Origin of the sequence: Micromonospora siamensis (assembly GCF_900090305.1) — a bacterium.
In the GTDB taxonomy this organism is placed as follows: domain Bacteria; phylum Actinomycetota; class Actinomycetes; order Mycobacteriales; family Micromonosporaceae; genus Micromonospora; species Micromonospora siamensis.
Map to the genome: position 1 here is coordinate 3,578,144 of NZ_LT607751.1, position 20,410 is coordinate 3,598,553.

General features: G+C 71.8%; 20 protein-coding genes. 13 read left to right on the top strand and 7 right to left on the bottom strand.

What is annotated here, in order from left to right:
• Window positions 1-166: 166 nt before the first annotated feature.
• The 8 genes from arc (at window position 167) to GA0074704_RS16555 (ending at window position 9,085) form a co-directional block, all read left to right on the top strand.
• Window positions 167-1,948 carry a proteasome ATPase gene (arc, locus tag GA0074704_RS16515; protein ID WP_088971333.1) on the top strand — a complete coding sequence of 594 codons (1,782 nt, stop codon included), beginning with the start codon at window positions 167-169 and terminating at the stop codon, window positions 1,946-1,948.
• A 168-nt stretch (window positions 1,949-2,116) separates the two neighbouring features.
• Window positions 2,117-3,634: a depupylase/deamidase Dop gene (gene dop, locus GA0074704_RS16520; RefSeq protein ID WP_088971334.1), complete on the top strand. Its 1,518-nt coding sequence runs from the start codon at window positions 2,117-2,119 to the stop codon at window positions 3,632-3,634.
• Window positions 3,635-3,740: 106 nt separating this feature from the next.
• On the top strand, window positions 3,741-3,950 hold the full coding sequence (locus GA0074704_RS16525; protein ID WP_088973738.1) for a ubiquitin-like protein Pup: 210 nt from the start codon (window positions 3,741-3,743) through the stop codon (window positions 3,948-3,950).
• Between the two features lie 146 nt (window positions 3,951-4,096).
• The gene (locus GA0074704_RS16530; RefSeq protein ID WP_088971335.1) at window positions 4,097-5,245 is read left to right on the top strand and encodes an RNA-guided endonuclease InsQ/TnpB family protein; all 1,149 of its coding nucleotides are present in this window, start codon (window positions 4,097-4,099) and stop codon (window positions 5,243-5,245) included.
• Window positions 5,246-5,387: 142 nt separating this feature from the next.
• The gene (prcB, locus tag GA0074704_RS16540; RefSeq protein WP_172880596.1) at window positions 5,388-6,227 is read left to right on the top strand and encodes a proteasome subunit beta; all 840 of its coding nucleotides are present in this window, start codon (window positions 5,388-5,390) and stop codon (window positions 6,225-6,227) included.
• Between the two features lie 71 nt (window positions 6,228-6,298).
• Window positions 6,299-7,129: a proteasome subunit alpha gene (prcA, locus tag GA0074704_RS16545; RefSeq protein WP_088971337.1), complete on the top strand. Its 831-nt coding sequence runs from the start codon at window positions 6,299-6,301 to the stop codon at window positions 7,127-7,129.
• A gap of 343 nt (window positions 7,130-7,472) precedes the next feature.
• Window positions 7,473-8,831 carry a Pup--protein ligase gene (gene pafA / locus GA0074704_RS16550; protein WP_088971338.1) on the top strand — a complete coding sequence of 453 codons (1,359 nt, stop codon included), beginning with the start codon at window positions 7,473-7,475 and terminating at the stop codon, window positions 8,829-8,831.
• Window positions 8,832-8,890: 59 nt separating this feature from the next.
• Complete coding sequence (locus GA0074704_RS16555; RefSeq protein ID WP_088971339.1) at window positions 8,891-9,085, top strand: hypothetical protein; 195 nt, start codon at window positions 8,891-8,893, stop codon at window positions 9,083-9,085.
• Between the two features lie 108 nt (window positions 9,086-9,193).
• Here GA0074704_RS16555 and GA0074704_RS16560 read toward each other — a convergent pair whose 3' ends face one another.
• The 7 genes from GA0074704_RS16560 to GA0074704_RS16590 all read right to left on the bottom strand — a co-directional run bounded on the left by GA0074704_RS16560 (window position 9,194) and on the right by GA0074704_RS16590 (window position 16,445).
• Window positions 9,194-10,300, bottom strand: coding sequence for a sensor histidine kinase (locus GA0074704_RS16560; protein ID WP_088971340.1), 1,107 nt, complete (start codon window positions 10,298-10,300; stop codon window positions 9,194-9,196).
• A complete protein-coding gene (locus tag GA0074704_RS16565; RefSeq protein WP_088971341.1) occupies window positions 10,279-10,977 on the bottom strand; it encodes a response regulator transcription factor in 699 nt (232 codons plus the stop codon). Before GA0074704_RS16565 ends, GA0074704_RS16560 begins: the two co-directional genes overlap by 22 nt.
• 5 nt (window positions 10,978-10,982) lie before the next feature.
• Complete coding sequence (locus GA0074704_RS16570) at window positions 10,983-11,642, bottom strand: VanZ family protein (RefSeq protein WP_231926480.1); 660 nt, start codon at window positions 11,640-11,642, stop codon at window positions 10,983-10,985.
• A gap of 36 nt (window positions 11,643-11,678) precedes the next feature.
• Window positions 11,679-12,929, bottom strand: coding sequence for a serine hydrolase domain-containing protein (locus GA0074704_RS16575; RefSeq protein WP_088971342.1), 1,251 nt, complete (start codon window positions 12,927-12,929; stop codon window positions 11,679-11,681).
• A 199-nt stretch (window positions 12,930-13,128) separates the two neighbouring features.
• Window positions 13,129-14,052 carry a hypothetical protein gene (locus GA0074704_RS16580; protein WP_088971343.1) on the bottom strand — a complete coding sequence of 308 codons (924 nt, stop codon included), beginning with the start codon at window positions 14,050-14,052 and terminating at the stop codon, window positions 13,129-13,131.
• A 266-nt stretch (window positions 14,053-14,318) separates the two neighbouring features.
• Window positions 14,319-15,404 (bottom strand): DUF3866 family protein, encoded by a 1,086-nt coding sequence (locus GA0074704_RS16585; RefSeq protein WP_088971344.1) that lies wholly within the window; start codon window positions 15,402-15,404, stop codon window positions 14,319-14,321.
• A gap of 42 nt (window positions 15,405-15,446) precedes the next feature.
• Complete coding sequence (locus GA0074704_RS16590; RefSeq protein WP_088971345.1) at window positions 15,447-16,445, bottom strand: cation diffusion facilitator family transporter; 999 nt, start codon at window positions 16,443-16,445, stop codon at window positions 15,447-15,449.
• A 130-nt stretch (window positions 16,446-16,575) separates the two neighbouring features.
• Between GA0074704_RS16590 and GA0074704_RS16595 the strand changes: the two genes are divergently transcribed.
• From GA0074704_RS16595 to tatC, 5 genes are all read left to right on the top strand, one after another.
• A complete protein-coding gene (locus GA0074704_RS16595; protein ID WP_088971346.1) occupies window positions 16,576-17,565 on the top strand; it encodes a helix-turn-helix transcriptional regulator in 990 nt (329 codons plus the stop codon).
• The gene (locus tag GA0074704_RS16600) at window positions 17,562-18,569 is read left to right on the top strand and encodes a helix-turn-helix transcriptional regulator (protein ID WP_088971347.1); all 1,008 of its coding nucleotides are present in this window, start codon (window positions 17,562-17,564) and stop codon (window positions 18,567-18,569) included. Before GA0074704_RS16595 ends, GA0074704_RS16600 begins: the two co-directional genes overlap by 4 nt.
• A gap of 10 nt (window positions 18,570-18,579) precedes the next feature.
• Complete coding sequence (locus GA0074704_RS16605) at window positions 18,580-18,828, top strand: hypothetical protein (RefSeq protein WP_088971348.1); 249 nt, start codon at window positions 18,580-18,582, stop codon at window positions 18,826-18,828.
• A 214-nt stretch (window positions 18,829-19,042) separates the two neighbouring features.
• Window positions 19,043-19,384, top strand: a complete 342-nt coding sequence (tatA, locus tag GA0074704_RS16610; RefSeq protein WP_088971349.1) for a Sec-independent protein translocase subunit TatA — start codon at window positions 19,043-19,045, stop codon at window positions 19,382-19,384.
• Window positions 19,385-19,402: 18 nt separating this feature from the next.
• Complete coding sequence (tatC, locus tag GA0074704_RS16615) at window positions 19,403-20,356, top strand: twin-arginine translocase subunit TatC (RefSeq protein ID WP_088971350.1); 954 nt, start codon at window positions 19,403-19,405, stop codon at window positions 20,354-20,356.
• The last annotated feature ends 54 nt before the right edge of the window (window positions 20,357-20,410 follow it).

Here is a 20,410-nt window from a genome sequence, read left to right on the forward strand (position 1 = left end):
CCATGTTCTCCCGTCCCACGCCTCGACGGTACCCGAACGCCCGGACCAGCCCCGGAGGCCACCCTGGCGATCAAGGTTCAGTGACGAGGGCGTTGCGTGGGACCGAATCGGGCTCACAGCGGCTAGTGTTAGGCAAGAACGTTCAAGCCCCCCGGGGAGGTGGGACGTGGCACGCAGCGACGACGCGGACTCGCGCGCCGCACGGTGGGAGAAGGAGGCCCACGATCTCTCCACGCAGGTCGCGTTCCTTCAAGAGGAACTCGCTCTGGTGCGGCGCAAGTTGACCGAAAGCCCCCGACACGTCCGGCAGCTCGAAGAGCGGCTGGCGGCCACCCAGGCACAGTTGGCGCGGCTGACCGAGAACAACGACCGGCTGGTGAGCACCCTCAAGGAGGCTCGCGCGCAGATCGTGACGCTCAAGGAGGAGATCGACCGCCTCGCACAGCCGCCGAGTGGCTACGGCGTCTTCCTGGCGAAGCACGACGACGGGACGGTGGACGTGTTCACCGGTGGGCGCAAGCTCCGGGTCGCCGTCTCGCCCTCGCTGGACGTCGACGAGCTGCGACGCGGCCAGGAGGTCCTGCTCAACGACGCGCTCAACATCGTGGACGCGTTCGGTTACGAGCGGGTCGGCGAAGTGGTGATGCTCAAGGAGGTCCTGGCGGGCCCCGACGGTGCTCCGGGTGACCGGGCGCTGGTGGTCTCGCACTCCGACGAGGAACGGATCGTGCACCTGGCCGAGACCCTGATCGGTTCGCCGATCCGGGCCGGCGACTCGCTCATGATCGAGCCCCGCTCGGCGTACGCGTACGAGCGGATCCCGAAGAGCGAGGTCGAGGAGCTGGTCCTCGAGGAGGTGCCCGACGTCGACTACACCGACATCGGTGGCCTCCAGTCGCAGATCGAGCAGATCCGCGACGCCGTGGAACTGCCCTTCCTGCACGCCGACCTGTTCCGCGAGCACCAGCTCCGACCGCCCAAGGGCATCCTGCTCTACGGCCCGCCGGGCTGTGGCAAGACGCTCATCGCCAAGGCGGTGGCCAATTCGCTGGCCAAGAAGATCGCCGAGCGTGAGGGCAAGGAGCGGCACACCAGCTTCTTCCTCAACATCAAGGGCCCGGAGCTGCTCAACAAGTACGTCGGCGAGACCGAGCGGCACATCCGGCTGATCTTCCAGCGGGCCCGGGAGAAGGCCGGCGAGGGCACCCCGGTGATCGTGTTCTTCGACGAGATGGACTCGATCTTCCGGACCCGTGGCTCCGGTGTCTCCTCGGACGTGGAGAACACCATCGTCCCGCAGCTGCTCAGCGAGATCGACGGCGTGGAGGGGCTGGAGAACGTCATCGTGATCGGCGCCTCCAACCGGGAGGACATGATCGACCCGGCCATCCTGCGCCCCGGCCGGCTCGACGTGAAGATCAAGATCGAGCGTCCGGACGCCGAGGCGGCCAAGGACATCTTCTCCAAGTACGTCCTCTCCGGGCTGCCGCTGCACTCCGACGACCTGGCCGAGCACGGTGGCGACCCTCAGGCCACCGTGGCCGCGATGATCGACGCCGTGGTGCTGCGGATGTACTCGGAGACCGAGGAGAACCGCTTCCTCGAGGTCACCTACGCCAACGGCGACAAGGAAGTCCTCTATTTCAAGGACTTCAACTCCGGCGCGATGATCCAGAACATCGTCGACCGGGGCAAGAAGATGGCCATCAAGGAGTTCCTCACCTCCGGGCGCAAGGGGCTGCGGCTCCAGCACCTCCTCGACGCCTGCGTCGACGAGTTCCGCGAGAACGAGGACCTGCCCAACACCACCAACCCCGACGACTGGGCCCGCATCTCCGGCAAGAAGGGCGAGCGGATCGTCTACATCCGCACGCTCGTCTCCGGCGGCAAGGGCGCCGAGGCCGGACGGTCGATAGAGACCGCCAGCAACACCGGCCAGTACCTGTAACGACCAGCACCACGAAGGCCCGCGGCAGCCCGCCGCGGGCCTTCGCGCGTACCGGCCCGCGCGCCGACACCGTCGGCCCGCGCCGCCGGCACGCCCCCATCCGGCGTGACGACGACTACGCTCGACGTGACGGGGGCACCGGGACGGGCGAGCAGAGCGGTAGGTCGGATGAGCGTCAGACGGATCATGGGCACCGAGGTCGAGTACGGCATCTCCGTACCGACCCAGGCCGGAGCCAACCCGATGGTCACCTCCTCGCAGGTGGTCAACGCCTACGGGGCCCGCCCGGAACTCAACCGCGGCGGCCGGGCCCGCTGGGACTACGAGGAGGAGTCGCCGCTGCGCGACGCCCGCGGCTTCACCTACTCCGGAGCCGCGTACGACCCGGCGGAGGCGCTCGCCGACGAGGACCTGGGACTGGCCAACGTCATACTCACCAACGGCGCCCGGCTGTATGTCGACCACGCGCACCCCGAGTACTCCACGCCCGAGGTGACCAACCCCCTCGACATCGTGCGCTGGGACAAGGCGGGGGAGCGGGTGATGGCCGAGGCCGCCCGCCGCGCCGCCACCATCCCCGGCACCCAGCCGATCCACCTGTACAAGAACAACACCGACAACAAGGGCGCCAGCTACGGCGCCCACGAGAACTACCTCATGCGCCGGCAGACCCCGTTCACCGACATCGTGGCGTACCTGACGCCGTTCTTCGTCACCCGGCAGATCGTCTGCGGCGCCGGCCGGGTCGGCATCGGCCAGGACGGCGGCCAGAGCGGCTTCCAGATCTCCCAGCGCGCCGACTTCTTCGAGGTCGAGGTCGGCCTGGAGACCACCCTCAAGCGGCCCATCATCAACACCCGCGACGAGCCGCACGCCGACGCCGACAAGTACCGGCGGTTGCACGTCATCATCGGCGACGCCAACCTGTCGGAGATCTCCACCTACCTCAAGGTGGGCACCACGGCGCTGATCCTCACCATGATCGAGGAGAAGGCGCTCGGCGGCGACCTCGGCATCGCCGACCCGGTGGCCGAGCTGCGCGCGGTCAGCCACGACCCGTCGCTCAAGCACCGGATGCGGCTGCGCGACGGCCGCCGGCTCACCGCCCTGGACCTGCAGTGGGCGTACCTTGAGCGGGCCCGTTCCTTCGTGGACGACCGGTACGGCGCCGACGCCGACGCGCAGACTGTCGACGTGCTGGACCGCTGGGAGAGCGTGCTGGACCGGCTCGGCCGCGACCCGTTCGAGTGCGCCACCGAGCTGGACTGGGTGGCCAAGCTGCGGCTGCTGGAGGGCTACCGGGAGCGGGAGAAGCTGGCCTGGGGCTCGCACAAGCTCCAGCTGGTCGACCTCCAGTACTCCGACGTCCGGCCGGACAAGGGCCTCTACCACCGGCTGGTCACCCGCGGTTCGATGAAGACGCTGCTGACCGACGAGCAGACCCGCACGGCGATGACCGAACCGCCGGAGGACACCCGGGCCTACTTCCGCGGCCGCTGCCTGGCCCAGTACGCCTCGGAGGTGGTGGCCGCCAGCTGGGACTCGGTCATCTTCGACGTCGGTCGGGAGTCGCTGGTGCGGGTGCCGATGATGGAGCCGGAGCGGGGCACCGCCAAGCACGTCGGGGCGCTCTTCGACCGCTGCGACACCGCCAAGGATCTGCTGGAGACGCTGACCGGCGGCTGAGGCGTACGACCGCGGGGCCCGTCGCGTGCCGAAGGCCGGCGCGCGGCGGGCTTTTCGTCGCTCCCGCGAGGTAAGTTCATCGCAGGCGATCGTGGAGGAGGACGACATGGCGCAAGAGGGTGGTCAGACCCAGTCCGGCAAGTCGACCCAGGGCGAGGAGGTCGACGAGGTCACCGCGCAGGCCAATCCCGAGGTGGCGGAGCGGCACGCCGAGATCACCGAGGACGTCGACGACCTGCTCGACGAGATCGACTCGGTCCTGGAGGAGAACGCAGAGGAATTCGTGAGGGGATACGTACAAAAAGGGGGTCAGTGAGAAGAATGTCCGATTTGCTAGGTTCCGAGGCGGCGGCGCGTCTGTAGTGCTACTCACGCCAAGGTGACCTCGGCTATGTCGGGACATTGGCCCGCGTGACGCGAGTGTCACGACTGAGCCGATCGGCAAGGAGGTGGGGTGCCGACGTGAAAATCGTGGTCCAGGTTCGCCTGTATCCGGACGCCGCGCAGGAGGTGGCGCTGTCGGCGACGCTCAAGCTGTGCAACGAAGGTGCGAACATCGCGTCGGCTGAGGCGTTCAAGCGGCGGATTCACGCGAAGCGGGAACTGCAACGACTCACCTACGGCCGTTTGAAGGTCCTCGGCCTGTCGGCTCAGCCCGCGATTCAGGTTGCTCGTAAGGTTGCTGGCGCATACGCCACCTTGAACGGCAAGATCCGCGCCGGCAACCTTGGTCAGCTCGGATCGAAGCGTCGTATCAAGGCAGAATCTAAGCCGATCCAGTTCCGGCATGACGCTGCACAGCCGTTCGATGACCGCTGCCTCTCCTGGCGGCTCGCCGACCGCACCGTGTCGATCTGGTCCGTGAGAGGTCGGTTGACGCGAGTGCGATTCGGCTGCTCGCCGCAGCAGTATCTGACCCTCGTGGCGCACCGACAGGGCGAGTCCGACCTTGTGCATCGTGACGGCAAGTGGTTTCTGTACGCCACCTGCGACATCCCCGACGTCGAGGCGAAAGAGCCGGACGGATTCCTGGGCGTAGACCTGGGTATCGCGAACATTGCCACCGTCGATGGCGGACGCCGGTACTGCGGCAAGGGCTTGAACCGTGTCAGGCACCGTAACCAGCGGCTGCGAACCAAGCTTCAGCGCATCGGCACCAAGTCGGCCAAGCGGTTGTTGAAGGCTCGTCGCCGTAAGGAATCACGGTTCGTGGCCGACACCAACCATCGCATTGCCAAGCAGCTCGTGACCGAGGCCGAACGCACCGGCCGCGGGATCGCACTTGAAGACCTCAAGGGCATCCGTGACCGGGTACGGCTCCGACGGCCCCAGCGGGTCACACTGCATTCGTGGGCGTTCTACCAGCTCGCTCGGTTGATCACTTACAAGGCGGCTCGGGTGGGGATCAGGGTCGTTCGCGTTGATCCGTCGTACACCTCGCAGCGCTGCTCCGTGTGCGGCTATACCGCCAGGGCCAACCGGTCTCGGCAATCGACCTTCCGGTGCATGTCGTGCGGTTTCGCTGAGCACGCCGACGTGAACGCAGCCCGCAACATCGCCGCTCGCGGTGTTGCGGACTGGGCAGCCGCCAGCCTGCCGAACGCGGCGTAACCCGTGCAGCCAGTACGACGTTCGCAGCCGCAAGCTCGGCCCTTCGGGGCCGGGAAGCTGACTTGCAATGGTGGTCTTGGCCAGTGCTGCGAGAATCCTCGAAGACTGGCTATGGTGATCAAAACTCTCTGAGAGGAACCACGTGGCAGCGGGCTTCGATCCATCCGGGCGTCTACCAGATGTGTTCACCAACGCGGGGACGTCCTCCTTCACCACGTTCCTGAGCAGGGTGGCTCCCGAGATGCTGCCCGGCCGTCGGCCGCTGCCGCCGGGCATGGCCGCCGACCTGGCGCCGCACGCCACCACCATCGTGGCCATCTCGGCCGCCGGTGGTGTGGTGATGGCCGGCGACCGGCGCGCCACCATGGGCAACCTGATCGCCCAGCGCGACATCGAGAAGGTGCATCCGGCCGACGCGTACTCCCTGGTCGGCATCGCGGGCACCGCGGGCATCGGCATCGAGCTGATGCGACTGTTCCAGGTGGAGCTGGAGCACTACGAGAAGATCGAGGGCGCGATGCTCTCGCTGGACGGCAAGGCCAACCGGCTGGCCTCGATGATCCGGGGCAACCTCGGCGCGGCGATGCAGGGCCTCGCGGTGATCCCGCTCTTCGCCGGTTTCGACCTGGCGGCGAGCGACCCGGCCCGGGCCGGACGGATCTTCAGCTTCGACGTCACCGGCGGCCCGTACGAGGAGACCGGCTACGACGCGATCGGTTCGGGTTCGCTCTTCGCGAAGTCGGCGCTGAAGAAGCGCTACCGCGCCGGGATCTCCGTCGACGACGCCGTCCGGCTGGCCGTCGAGGCGCTCTACGACGCGGCGGACGACGACACCGCGACCGGTGGTCCGGACCTGACCCGCCGGATCTACCCGGTGGTGATGACCGCGACCGCGGAGGGCACCCACCGGCTCACCGACGCCGAGACGGCGACGATCGCCGAGGGCGTCGTCGCCGGCCGGATGGAGAACCCGGGCGGCTGACCCGCCCGTCCCGTCCCCCTCCCGCACACCAGCAGTCGTCAGCACAGCGCCTTCGAAGGAGAACCGCCGCCGTGGCCATGCAGTTCTACGCCTCGCCCGAGCAGATCATGCGCGACCGCTCCGAGCTGGCCCGCAAGGGCATCGCCCGGGGTCGGAGCGCGGTGGTCCTGAGCTACGCCGACGGGGTGCTCTTCGTCGCGGAGAACCTCTCCAGCGCCCTGCACAAGGTCAGTGAGATCTACGACCGGATCGGCTTCGCCGCAGTGGGGCGGTACAACGAGTTCGAGAACCTGCGTCGGGCCGGCGTGCGGATGGCCGACCTCAACGGCCTGAGCTACGACCGGCGCGACGTCACCGGTCGGGCGCTGGCGAACGCGTTCGCGCAGACCCTGGGCGCGATCTTCACCGAGCAGTCGAAGCCGTTCGAGGTGGAGATCTGCGTGGCGCAGGTGGGGTCTTCCCCGGAGGACGACGAGCTGTACCGGCTGACCTACGACGGTTCGGTGAACGACGAGCCGGGGCGGATGGCGATGGGCGGCCAGGCCGACGCGATCACCGGGGTGTTGAAGTCGCAGCACCGGCCGGAGATGTCGCTGGGTGAGGCGGTCAAGGCGGCGGTGGCCGCGCTGGGCAGCGTGGGCGGGGAGGGTGGCGCGTCCCGGACGATCGCCGCGCACCAGCTCGAGGTGGCGGTGCTGGACCGGCGCCGGGTGGGGCGGACGTTCCGGCGGATCACCGGCGCGGCGCTGACGGCACTGCTCGAAGGGGACGCCTCGGCGGACACCGCGCCCGCGCCGGGCGTGGCGAAGACGCCGGCCGTGCCGACCGAGGAGGCGCACAAGCCGACCACGTCGGCCGGCTCGGCGGACCTGGAGGGTCAGCAGGAGCAGCCGGAGGCTTAGTCCACGACGGATGTCCCGGGCCCCGGGCGCGCGCCCTGGCATGCTCGGGGCGCGCCCGCGTCCCGTCCTCGCGGCGGAGTGCCCCCGCGTGCCGCGCATCGGGCCATGCCCGCCGGGCATCGCCCCCGTATGCCGCGCGTCGTTCCATACTCGCCGCCGGACGTCGCGGTATGCCGCGTCCAGTGCCCGCTGGCCGCGCACGTCCGGTCGCCCGTGCAGCGCGGGTCCCGCTGGTCGCACGCGGCGTTCGGCTCGGCGGGTCGGGCGTCCCACGGCATGGACTCGGGCGGTTCCGGTGATCGAGCCCTGCCCATTCGGGCGCTCGGGCGGCTAATGTCACATCATGGAGCGGCGAATCTTCGGCCTCGAGACCGAGTACGGCGTCACCTGCACCTACCGCGGGCAGCGCCGACTTTCCCCCGACGAGGTCGCGCGGTACCTGTTCCGCCGGGTGGTGTCGTGGGGCCGGTCGAGCAACGTCTTCCTGCGCAACGGGGCCCGGCTTTACCTGGACGTCGGTTCGCACCCGGAGTACGCGACACCGGAGTGCGACTCGGTCACCGATCTGGTGGCCCACGACCGGGCGGGGGAGCGGATCCTGGAGGGGCTGCTCGTCGACGCGGAGAAGCGGCTGCACGACGAGGGCATCGCGGGTGAGATCTACCTGTTCAAGAACAACACCGATTCGGCCGGCAACTCGTACGGCTGCCACGAGAACTACCTCGTGTCCCGGCACGGGGAGTTCGGCCGGCTGGCCGACGTGCTGATCCCGTTCCTGGTGACCCGGCAGTTGATCTGCGGGGCGGGCAAGGTGCTGCAGACCCCGCGGGGTGCGGTCTACTGCCTGTCGCAGCGCGCCGAGCACATCTGGGAGGGCGTCTCGTCGGCGACCACCCGCAGCCGGCCGATCATCAACACCCGGGACGAGCCGCACGCGGACGCGGAACGCTACCGCCGGCTGCACGTGATCGTGGGTGACTCGAACATGAACGAGGTCACCACGCTGCTCAAGGTGGGCAGCGCCGACATCGTGCTGCGGATGATCGAGGCCGGGGTGGTGATGCGGGACCTGTCGCTGGAGAACCCGATCCGGGCGATCCGCGAGGTCTCGCACGACATCACCGGGCGGCGCAAGGTGCGGCTCACCTCCGGCAAGGAGGTCAGCGCCCTGGAGATCCAGCAGGAATACCTGGCGAAGGCGACGGAGTTCGTGGAGCGCCGGGGCGGCGACCAGACCGCCAAGCGGGTGGTGGAGCTCTGGGGCCGGGTGCTGCGGGCGGTGGAGACCGGCGACCTGGACCCGGTGGCCCGCGAGATCGACTGGGTGACGAAGCTGAAGTTGATCGAGCGGTACCAGCGCAAGCACGACCTGCCGCTGTCGCATCCTCGGGTGGCGCAGATGGACCTGGCCTATCACGACCTGCGCCGGGGCCGCGGCCTGTACGGGTTGCTGGAGCGGCGGGGCGAGGTGGACCGGGTGGCGACCGACCCGGAGATCTTCGAGGCGAAGGAGACTCCGCCGCAGACCACGCGGGCGCGGCTGCGGGGCGAGTTCATCCGGCACGCGCAGGAGAAGCGGCGTGACTTCACCGTCGACTGGGTGCACCTGAAGCTGAACGACCAGGCGCAGCGCACGGTGCTCTGCAAGGACCCGTTCCGGGCGTACGACGAGCGGGTGGAGCGGTTGATCGCCAGCATGTGAGGCGGTGCGCCGGCCGGCGTGGGTGCCGGCCGGCGCCGGGCCGGTAGGCTGGCGGCGCGATGAACACTTCTGATCCCTCCGACCGCGACGGCGGCACCGAGAAGCTGAACTGGATCGACCGGCGGCGGGCCAAGATCCGCGCCGAGGTCGAGCGCAACCGGCGTGGTGAGTACACCGTGCCGACCTGGGTGCTGGCGGTCGCGCTGGCCGTGATCGTGGGTGCCTGGCTGGCGTTGATCATCTTCCTGGGCTGAGCCGCCGAGTCGCTGCCTGGCCTGCGCCGTTGGGTCGCCGAGCCGCTGGGTGCCCTGCGCCGTTGAGCCGAATGAAGCCCCGCCGGTCCGGTGAGCCGGGGCCGGGCGCTAGCGCCTGCCGGGCAACCGGACCGTGACGAGCAGGCCGCCGGCGGGTCGGGCGGTCAGGGCGAGGGTGCCGCGGTGGGCCCGGACGACGCTGCGCACGATGGCCAGGCCGAGGCCGGCACCGGTGTGTCCGTCGGTGCGCACGCGGTCCGTTCCGCGCCGGAAGGGTTCGGTGAGGGTCGGTACCAATTCCGGCGGCAACGGCTGCCCGGTGTTCTCGACGTGCAGCACGACGGCGTCGCCGCCCGCCTCGGTGCGGACCGTCACGGTGCCACCGGTCGCGAGGTTGTGGACGACGGCGTTCTGCACGAGGTTGCTCACCATCCGCGCCAGGAGTTCCCGGGAGCCGCGGGTCGGCGCCGCCGCGCCGGTGACGTCCAGGGTGATCCGGCGCTGTTCGGCCAGCGGCAGCAGCGTTTCGGCGGCCTCCTCGGCGAGCAGGGACAGGTCGACCGGCTCCCGGCCGAGGTCGGCCCGGTCGCCGCGGCTGAGCAGCAGGAGGGCCTCGGTGAGGTCGATCGCCCGCTGGTTGACCGCGTACAGGCGCTCGACGAGTTGGTCCCGGTCGTGGGCCGGGTCGCGGCGGGCGACGTCGAGCAGCGCCCGGGAGATGGCCAGCGGGGTACGCAGCTCGTGGGAGGCGTTCGAGGCGAATCGCTGTTCCTCCGCGACGTGGGACTCGAGTCGTTCGAGCATGGTGTCGAAGGCGTCGGCGAGTTCCCGGAGCTCGTCGCGGCGGCCGGGCATCCCGATCCGGTGGGAGAGCGACCCGACGGTGGCGCTGCGGGTGGCGGCGGTGATGCGGGCCAGCGGGGCGAGCATCCGGCCGGCCAGCAGCCATCCGCCCAGCACCCCGAAGATCACCAGGAACCCGGTCACTTCGGCCGCCCGCGGGGCGAAGGCCCGTAGCAGGTCACCGCGGCTGGGACTGCCCAGCAGGGGAGGCGCGTGCGGACCGGTCAACGGCTGCGCGGTGGGCGCCTCGGGCACATAGCGCAGGAGGAACACCCAGACGACCGTGAGCAGGAGCGCCCCGGCGAGCAGCACGAAGCCGGCGTAGCTGGCGGTGAACTTGAGACGGACGCTCAGGCCCGGGGCTCTGTCCATGAGTCACCCTCTCGTGCCGGGGTGTCGATGCGGTAGCCGACGCCGGGCACGGTGGCGATGACCCAGGGTTCGCCGAGCCGTTTGCGCAGCGCGGAGACGGTGATCCGCACGGCGTTGGTGAAGGGGTCGGCGTTGGCGTCCCAGGCCCGCTCCAGCAGGTCCTCGGCGCTGACCACCCCGCCGCCGGCGTCGACGAGGACCTCCAGCACGGCGAACTGCTTACGGGTGAGGGCGACGTGGCGTCCGTCGCGGAAGACCTCCCGGCGGAAGGGGTCCAGTCGCAGGCCGGCGAGCTCGCGGACCGGGGGTCGGGCGTGTCCGCGCCGGCGGTCCAGCGCCCGCAGCCGCAGGACGAGTTCGCGCAGCTCGAACGGCTTGGTGAGGTAGTCGTCGGCCCCCGACTCGAACCCGGAGGCCTTGTCGTCGATCCGGTCGGCGGCGGTGAGCATGAGGATCGGGATGCCGCTGCCGGAGGCGACGATGTGCCGGGCGACCTCGTCCCCGGAGGGCCCGGGAATGTCGCGGTCGAGGACCACGAGGTCGTAGGAGTTGACGCCGAGCGCCTCCAGGGCGGCGTCGCCGTCGCCGGCGACGTCGGCGGCGATGGCCTCCAGCCGCAGGCCGTCCCGGACCGCTTCGGCCAGGTAGGGCTCGTCCTCCACGACCAGTACGCGCATGCGACTCAGTCTGCCCTCGCCGGTGCGGGATGCGATTGCTCGGTCGGCACCGGCGCGGCGGTGCGCCACCAGCGGCGTGACGCCACCCCGAACAACGCCGCGCCGACGGCGTTGACCAGGACGTCGTCGACCGACGACACCCGATCCAGCCGCAGCACGTACTGCAGGGTCTCCACGAGGGCCGAGCAGCCCGCCCCGAACGCCAGGACGCGCGGCAGGGACGCCAGCGCCGCGAAGCGCATCGGGGCGAAGAAGCCCAGCGCCGCTAAGATGACCAGGTTGCCGGCGATCCCGAGCGGTCCCATGGTGACCAGGTCCCGCAGCGGGACCAGGCTCACCCGGCCGGGAACGGCCCCGGCCCCGGGGCCAGGCATCAGGGTGAGCCAGACCATCGGCGCCGTCCCGTGGACCATGCCCACCTCGGCCAGCGACGCCCGCCACGCCGCGGGGGCGTCGGCGGCCCGCCGGTGGCGGGCCAGGGCCCACACCAGCACGGCGGCCGGCGGCAGCCCGAGAAACATCAGGAACAGCACTCCGTTCTCGGTGTCCCCGCAGCCGTGCCACCGCCCGGCCAGGCAGGCCGGGGCGGACATCAGCAGCGGCCGCCGCACGGCGTACGCGGCGCCGGCCACGACGAGGACCGCCAGGCCGGCACGCACGGCCACGCGCGGGCGGCGACGCGCCGCTGACTGCCCCACGGCTCAGCCACCCGACCCGTCGCCGTCGGGCGCGACGCCGGTGACGGCCTGCATCTCCCGCGCGATCATCTCCGGCAGCGGCGCGTCGTCCCGGTTGGTGAGGATGACACCGACCCAGCCGGTGTCCGGATAGCTGCTCCAGTTGGCACCCACGCCGGGGTTGCCGCCGGCACGTTGGACCGCCCACTGGCCGCCGAGGATCTCGGACGACGGTCCGTACGTGCCGAAGGTGGTCGGGCCCAGCGGGATCTTCGCCGCGGTGAGCACGTCGGCCCAGGGCCGGTCCAGCAGCGTGCCGTCACCCAGGGCACGGACGAACCGGACGAGGTCGGGCGCGGTGGCGAAACCGCCGTCGCCGATGGCGTCGATGAAGGCGCGGCCAGGATTGCGGCCCAGCAGGTACGGGTACGGGCTGCCCTGGTCGAGGTGGCGCAGGGCGTCGACCCGGCTCCCGTCGGCCAGGGTCAGGTACGGATGGGCGATATGCCGGTCGGTGAGCCACTGCGGCCTGGTGAAGAACGCCGAGCCAGTCATGCCGCAGCGCCGGAAGACGTTCTCCTCCACATGGTCCCAGTAGCGCTGCCCCGACACGGCCTCCACGATCAGCGCGGGGATGACGGCCTCCGCGCCGGCGTGGAAGGCGTTGGGCGTGCCGGGCACACCCACCAGTTCCGCCCGCCGCGCCCACCGCTGCTGGTAGTCGTGGACCTCACGGCGGCTGCGGAAGATCCGACGGACGTCCTCGTCGGGGGTGTTCAGCCCGGAGGTGCCGGAGAGCAGGTGGTGGATGGTCACCTTCTCGGCGACGTCGCGGGCGAAGCCGGTCAGGTGGGCGCCCACCGGGTCGGTCAGCCGCAGCCTGCCCTGCTGCGCCAACTGAAGGACGGCCACCGCGCAGAACGGTTTGCCGGCCGAGCTGAGCGTGAAGGCCGTGTCCGTTCGGTTCGGGACGCCCCGCTCCCGGTCGGCCAGGCCGTAGGCGCGCGACAGCACCGTCCGGCCCCGGTGCGCGAGGAGCACCACGCCGGAGAACCTGCCCTCGGCGGCCAGCCGGGCCACGTACCGGTCGTAGGCGCCACCGGGCCGGGTGTCCGGCGGGATCCGGTCGTGCCGCGGCGGGTGGTCCGGGCCCGCGGCGGCATGTCCGACGGCTGCCCCCGGCGGGCCGCCGGCCACCGCCACTCCGACGGCGGTCACGCCACCCCAGGTGAGCAGCCGCCGCCGGCCGATGCCTCGTACCGGATTCGATTCCATCCGCGCGATTCCTTCCTGGCTGGAGACCCGGCGCCGACGGGTGCGGCGCCGCGGTTCGTTCTCCAGCCAAGACCTCGGATCGTTGCGGCAGCGTAAGCGTTTTCCGATACGTTCCCGATACGCCTGCCCCGGGCCACCCGGTCAGCCCGGCCGACAGGCCGCGTGCCGCCCGGCGGCGGCCGGCGCCGCTCCCCGCACCTCAGTTGTACGGCATGTGGGGGAACCAGCCGATGCCGAAGTTGGCCGGCACCCGCAGGTCCCAGTAGACGACGGTGAAGACGCCCAGCGCGACGAGCAGCGCCCCGGTCACCACCGCGGCGCGGCGCGGGTCGCCCATCCAGCGCAGGAACCGTCCGCGGGTGACCACCACGAGGACGGCGAACAGCAGCGTGACGAGCAGGATGTTGCCCAGCGACTGCAGGGTGAAGGCGAGTGCTCCGTAGAGCGGGTTGCCGGTGTCGGCCGCCCAGTGGAACAGCTTGTTGAACAGCGGATAGGGCCGGCCGATGAGGAAGCCGCCGACCAGCGCGCCCATGGTCACCACACGGGCGACCGGTCGACGGGCGAAGACGTCGGGAAGCAGTCCGAGCGCGGCAAGGCCGAGGTAGGTCAGGGCCAGACCGATCACGCCGAAGACGACGAAGGACTGGATCAGGCGTACCGGCACCCCGCCGACCACGTCGGTGGAGAGCTGGGGGAGTCGGTCGCCGAGCAGGACGCCGAGGGCGCCATAGCCGGCGGAGACGGTGAGCATGCCGAGGGCCAGCCAACCGACCGGGCGGAGAAGGGACCGCAGGGCGGCGCCGGAGCCGGAGACCTGACTCATCGGGCCGACCGAGGCGGCCATCGCGATGTTGCAGGCGGTGAAGGTGCCGGCGAATCCGGAGACGAACGCGAACAGCAGTCCGGCGGCGGTGCCGGTGATCGCGGTGGCCTTGGCGTCGTGGCCGAGGACAGTGTTCGCGACGTTGTCGCCGATGACCGAGTCGACCAGCTCGAACGACCACACGACGGCGAGCAGGACGCCGGCCGCCGCGCTGATCAGGGCCACCCGTGGTCGACCGTGGCGGTGCCTGGTGGGCGCGCGCAGCCGGTGCGCTTCGGGCAGTTGCCGTAGGGTCATGACGCCTCGCATTCCGCAGTCGGTGCCGCGCGCTGCCCGACGCGGGCCTACCGGCGGCGCCGGCCGGCGCGGCGGGCGAACGGGCCGGGGGTGCCTCGCCAGCATGCGGCGGGGGCGTCGCGTGTGGCGTCTCCGAGCGTGCGGGGTTGCTGCCTCGGGCCGGCGCCGCCGTCGGGCGGCTGCTCCGCGCCACGGCGTCCGGCCGCGCCACGGCGTCCGGCCGCGCCACGGCGTCCGGCCGCGCCACGGCGGGGGCCCGGCGGCGCTCAGTCGAGCAGACGGGCCGCGTGCCGCCCGGCGGCGGCCGCCGTCAGAAAGTAGGCGTGGTCGGCGTCGAGCCCGCGGCCCATCGTCGACAGCCCCACCGGGCTGGCCCGCAGGGCGGCGTCCAGGCCGTCGGCGGGCACCCGGACGATCCGGTGCCGGCCGGCCAGCGGGGTCAGCGCCGCGTCCACCTCGGCGGCCAGCGCCGGGTCGAGGCCGTCGGGCACCACCAGGTCGGCGCCGGTCAGGGCGACCCGGCCGTATGCGGTGAGGCTGTGGTGGGACACCCCACGGTGGCGGGGTCGGGGGTCGGCGTCGGAGATCCGCAGCGAGCCGACCGGCCGTCCGCCCAGCGCGGCGACGGCGTTGACGGCCTCGCCGACGGCCACCCCGGAGAAGCCCCAGCGGGTGCCGGTGCCCAGGTTGCCGGGCCCCTGGGCGACGATCGCCACGTCGGCGCGGAGCACGTGCCGGGCGGCGAGCAGGCCGCTGTGCAGGGTGCTGGCCTCCAGGTCGCCACCGAAGGCCTGGCCGACGCTGACCGTGCCCGCGAGCTGGCCGGCGAGGCCGGCGAGCGTACGGGAGAACCAGGCCGGCAGTGCCCCACCGTCGGTGAGCAGGTACGCCACCCGGGCGTCGGGCGCGTCGGCGTGGATGCCGGCGAGGACTGCCGGCAGGGCGGAGTGCAGGTCGGCGGTGACCACCGGCATCCCGTCGACGTCCTCGGCGGCGGCGAGCAGCTCCCGGTGCGGGGAGGCCTCCTCGTCGACGCCGAGCAGGATCGGCTGCAACGGGGTGTAGCGGGCCTTGACCAGGTGGCCGGCGTCGCGGGTGTCACCTGCCTGCGGCGGGTCCGGGGGCAGCCGGTCGGGCAGGGCCACCACCAGGGCGTACCCGCCGGTGCCGAGCCCCATCAGCAGGGCGCCGGCGTTGAGCAGCACCCGGTCGCCGGGCTCGGGGTCGCCGACCAGCGCGGGGTAGGCCAGGGCCCGCATGGTGGCGCCGTCGGGCAGGGCGACGTCGAGTTCCACCGCGCCGGTCCACCGCCGCCGTACCGCCGTGACCGTGCCGGACCGCCATCGCACCATCCCGGCACGGTATCCGCGCCCGGGGACCCGGCCGCGGCCGGGTCAGGGTTGCGGGGCGGTCGGCTCCTGGTCGCCGTCGTCCTGGGTACGTCGGGCCCGCCGCCCCTCCAGGCCGGGCAGCGACCGGGTGGGGTCGAGGAAGACGTACGCGATCTCCGGGTAGCGCTCGGTGAGCCGCCGCTCGGCCTCGTCGGCGGCGGCCTCGATGTCGGCGCCGGTGGCGTCGTCGCGGAAGTCGACCTTGGCGGCGACCAGGATGTCCTCCGGCCCGAGCTGCATGGTCATCAGCGTGTCGATCCGGTCGACGGTGGGCAGGCCGGCCAGGTCGCGTTCGATCTCGCGGTGGATCCGCTCGGGCACCGCCCGACCGACCAGCAGGGAGATGTTGCTGGTGGCGAGGATGGCGGCGACCACCAGCAGCAGCACGCCGATCAGGATGGAGGCGATCCCGTCGTAGAGCTCGTCGCCGGTGAGCTCCGACAGGCCGAGGCCGACGCCGGCGATGAGCAGGCCGATCAGCGCGGCGCTGTCCTCCAGGAAGACCGCCTTGACGGTGGTGTCGGGGGTGAGCCGCAGGAACCGGCGGGGGCTGGTGCGCCAGCGGCGGGACTCCTTGCGGACCTGGCGTGCCGCCCGGGCCAGGGAGATGGCCTCGATGACGAAGGAGATGGCCAGCACGATGTACGAGATCAGGTAGTTGCCGCTGTGCTCGTGCACGAGGATGGTGGTGACGCCGTGGGTGATGGCGAATCCGGCGCCGGCGACGAAGGTGAACAGCGCCGCCAGGAAGGCCCAGACGTAGCTCTCCTTGCCGTACCCGAAGGGGTGGCGGGTGTCGGCGGGCTTCGCGCCGCGGCGCAGCGCCAGGTAGAGCAGCACCTCGGTGGTGGTGTCGGCGACCGAGTGGGCAGCCTCGGAGAGCATCGCCGCGGAGCCGGAGATCAGGCCGGCGACCAGCTTGGCGATGGCGATGGCGAGGTTGGCCGTCCCGGCGACCACGACCGTGCCGACGCTCTCGGTCTTGACTTCCGCTTCCGACATGGGCCTCACCCTAAGTCCGGCCGGTCCGGGACGCCGGGCGACGGCGCCCCGGTGGCGCCGAATGTGGCGTACGGCGCGGCACGCCCGCGCGGGTCCCCGGCGCGGACGTGTGGGCTGCTAGCGTCTAACCGTGTCGCGGACCCGCACCGAACGCCTGGTCAACCTGGTGATCTGCCTGCTCTCCACCCGACGGTTCCTGACCGCCGCGCAGATCGCCGCGACCGTTCCCGGGTACGAGCACGACCCCGACGACGCCAAGGACCACGAGGCGTTCCAGCGCAAGTTCGAGCGGGACAAGGCCGAGCTGCGGGAGCTGGGTGTGCCGTTGGAGACCGGGACGGCGAGCGTCTTCGACGCGGAGCCCGGCTACCGGATCGCCCACCGGGAGTACGCGCTGCCCGACATTCCCCTGGAGCCGGACGAGGCCGCGGCCGTGGGCATCGCCGCCCGGCTGTGGCAGCACGCCGGGCTGGCCGCCGCCGCCTCCTCGGGGCTGGCGAAGCTGCGCGCCGCCGGGGTGGACGTGGACCCGCAGGCCACTCTCGGGCTGGAGCCGATGGTGACGGTCGACCCGGCGTTCGCGCCGCTGACCGCCGCGGCCCGGGACCGCCGGGAGGTCAGCTTCGACTACCGGGTGCCGGACCGGGACGATCCGACCACCCGCCGGCTGCAGCCGTGGGGCGTGGTCTGCTGGCGCGGCCGCTGGTACGTGGTCGGTCACGACCTGGACCGGGCCGCCACCCGCTGCTTCCGGCTCTCCCGGGTGGTCGGCGCGGTGCGGCCGACCGGCACGCCGGGCGCCTACCGGCCGCCGGCGGACCTCGACCTGATCAGCCACGTCGCCCGCTGGTCCGGCCCGGTGGAGCGGACCGGGCGGGCCACCGTGCTGGTCACGCCCGGTCGGGCCGCCGGGCTGCGCCGCTGGGCGGTGGAGAGCGTCTCCGGTCCGGACGGCGACCGGCTGGTGCTGCCGTACGCCGACGCGGACTACCTGGCCGGCCAGTTGGTCGGATACGGGTCGGACGTGCGGGTGCTGGAGCCGCCGGAGGTGCGCGAGGCGGTCATCCAGCGGCTCAAGGAGATCGCCGCCCGCCACGACGAGCTGGCGGTGGCCCGGTGAGCCGGCCGACGCCCCGCGTCGGGTCCCGGACGTCCGCCGACCGGCTGGCCCGGCTGCTGAACCTGGTGCCCTACCTGCTGGCCCGGCCGGGCATCGAGATCGCCGAGGCGGCCGGTGACCTGGGGGTGACCGAGCGGCAGCTGCGCGAGGACCTGGAGCTGCTCTGGGTGTGCGGGTTGCCCGGTTACGGTCCGGGTGACCTGATCGACATGGCGTTCGACGGGGACCGGGTGACCATCACCTACGACGCGGGCATCGACCGGCCGCTGCGGTTGACCCCGGACGAGGCGCTGGCCCTGGTGGTGGCGCTGCGGATGCTCGCCGAGACGCCGGGCGTGGCCAACCGGGAGGCCGTCGAGCGGGCCCTGGCCAAGATCGAGAGCGCGGCCGGTGACCTGGCCGGGGCGCCGGTGGAGGTGCGGCTGCCCGGGGACACCGCCCGGGTGCGCGAGTTGCGCGCGGCGGTCGAGGGCGGCCGGGCGCTGCGGATCACCTACTACACGGCGGCCCGGGACGAGACCACCGAGCGGGTGATCGACCCGCTGCGGATGCTGATGGTGGGTGGCCGGGCGTACGTCGAGGCGTGGTGCCGGCGCGCCGAGGCGGTCCGGCTGTTCCGGGCCGACCGGATCGACGCCGTCGCCGTGCTGGACGAACCGGCCGTGGTGCCGCCGCAGGCCCGCCCGCAGGACCTCAGCGACGGGGTGTTCCGCCCGTCGCCGGACCTGCCGCTGATCACCCTGCGGATCGGGCGGGGGGAGCGGTGGATCACCGAGTACTACCCCTGTGAGCGGGTGGAGCGCGGCGCCGGGGACGAGTGGGTGGTGTCGCTGCGGGTGACCGACCTGGGCTGGGCCCGCCGTTTCGTGCTCGGCCTCGGGCCGGACGTGACGGTGGTCGCCCCCGCCGAGCTGGCCGAGCAGGTCCGCGCGCAGGCGACCGCGGCGCTGGCGGCGTACGCCGTCCCGGCGGGCGACCCGGCGGTGGCGGCGGCCACCCAGTAGGCTGACCGCCGTGGTGAAGTGGATCGTGCTCGCGATGCTGCTGTTCGCGCTCGTCGTGCTGGCCCTGGCGGTCCGGCCGGTGCTGGCGCGGCTGCCCCGGCTGCGCCGGGCGGCCGTGGCGTTGCAGCGGCGGCAGGGCGAGGCGGAGGCGCTGCGGGCCGCGGCCGAGGAGCTGACCGTGCGCGCCGAGGAACTCCAACGTCGTGCCGAGACCGCCCAGCAGCGGGTGGAGCTGATCAAGGCCAGGCGCGGCAACTGATCGATCCCGGTCGGTGGCGTGTGCGCGACTGCGCGTTGGCCGTCCGTTTCACGCCCGGATGATCAGTCCCGGGTGGTTGACGGGACACTTCGTGGTGGTCAAGACTTCACCGGCCGGCACCCACCAGCAGGGGCCCGGCGGGTGGCAACGGCCCGTGACGCACGTACGATGGGCTGCGACACACCCTTCGAACACAGAGCGACTGGAGCTTCCCATGGGTGCCCTCAAGCCGTGGCACATCGCCGTACTCGTGGTCGTGCTGATCCTGCTCTTCGGCGCGAAGCGGCTCCCCGACGCGGCCCGCTCGCTGGGCCGCTCGCTGCGGATCATCAAGGCGGAGACCAAGAGCCTGCACGACGACGACCTCGCCGAGAAGGCCGACGCCCAGGCCGGCTACCAGCCGCTGCCGCCCCAGCAGCAGTACGCCCAGCAGCAGCAGCCGTACGCCCAGCCGCAGCAGCAGCCGTACCCGCCGCAGCCGCAGGCCCAGCCGCAGCCGGTGCAGCAGCCGTACGCCCCGCCGGTCGACCCGGTGCAGCGCGTCCGCGACAACTGACCGAAGGGCCCGAGCACCGTGGCCTTCGCCCTCCGCAAGCGCGGTCCGAGCAACTTCGACCGGGCCGCCGACGGCTCGATGACGCTCATCGAGCACATCCGCGAGCTGCGTACCCGCCTGTTCCGCGCGTCGCTGGCGATCGTGGTCGGCTTCGGCTTCGGCATCTGGCTGGCTACGCCGGTCCGGCAGTTGCTGTCCGAGCCCTACTGCAATCTGCCGCAGTCGAGAGACCCGGACACCGGGCTGTGCAAGTTCGTGCAGCTCGGCGTGGCCGATGTCTTCCTGTTGAACCTCAAGATCGGTCTCTGGGTCGGGCTCATCTTCGCGGCACCGGTCTGGCTCTACCAGCTCTGGGCGTTCATCGCACCGGGCCTGCACCGGCACGAGCGGCGATACGCGTACCTCTTCACCGCCTTGGCGGCGCCGCTGTTCGCCGCCGGCGCGGTGCTGGCGTTCTTCGTCACCACCAAGGGCCTCGAGTTCCTGCTCAACGTCTCCGGTGACGACATCGCCACGAACCTGGAGGTCACCCGGTACATCTCCTTCGTCACCAACCTGATCCTGCTGTTCGGGGTGGCGTTCGAGTTTCCGCTGATCGTCCTGATGCTCAACTTCGTCGGGCTGGCCAGCGCCAGACGGCTGCTGAGCTGGTGGCGGGTGGCGATCTTCGTGTTCTTCGCCTTCTCGGCGGTGGTCACCCCCACTCCGGACCCGTTCGGCATGACGGCGCTGGCGATCTGCCTCTCCGCGCTGTACTTCGGCGCGGTCGGGGTGGCGTTCCTCAACGACCGGCGCAAGGGCCGGGGTCGGGAGCTCTACGCCGACGTGGCCGACGACGAGGTGTCGCCGCTGGACCTGAGCACCGAACCGGTGGAGGCGGGCCGGCGGGTCGAGGCGGTCGACCCGATCGCCGCGCCGGAGCCGGTGGCCGCGCCGGCACCGATCGAGCGCCGCTGGGACGACATGACCTGACCGGTGCCGTTACGGCATCGACGGTGAACGCCGCCCCCGGTCGCGGGGGCGGCG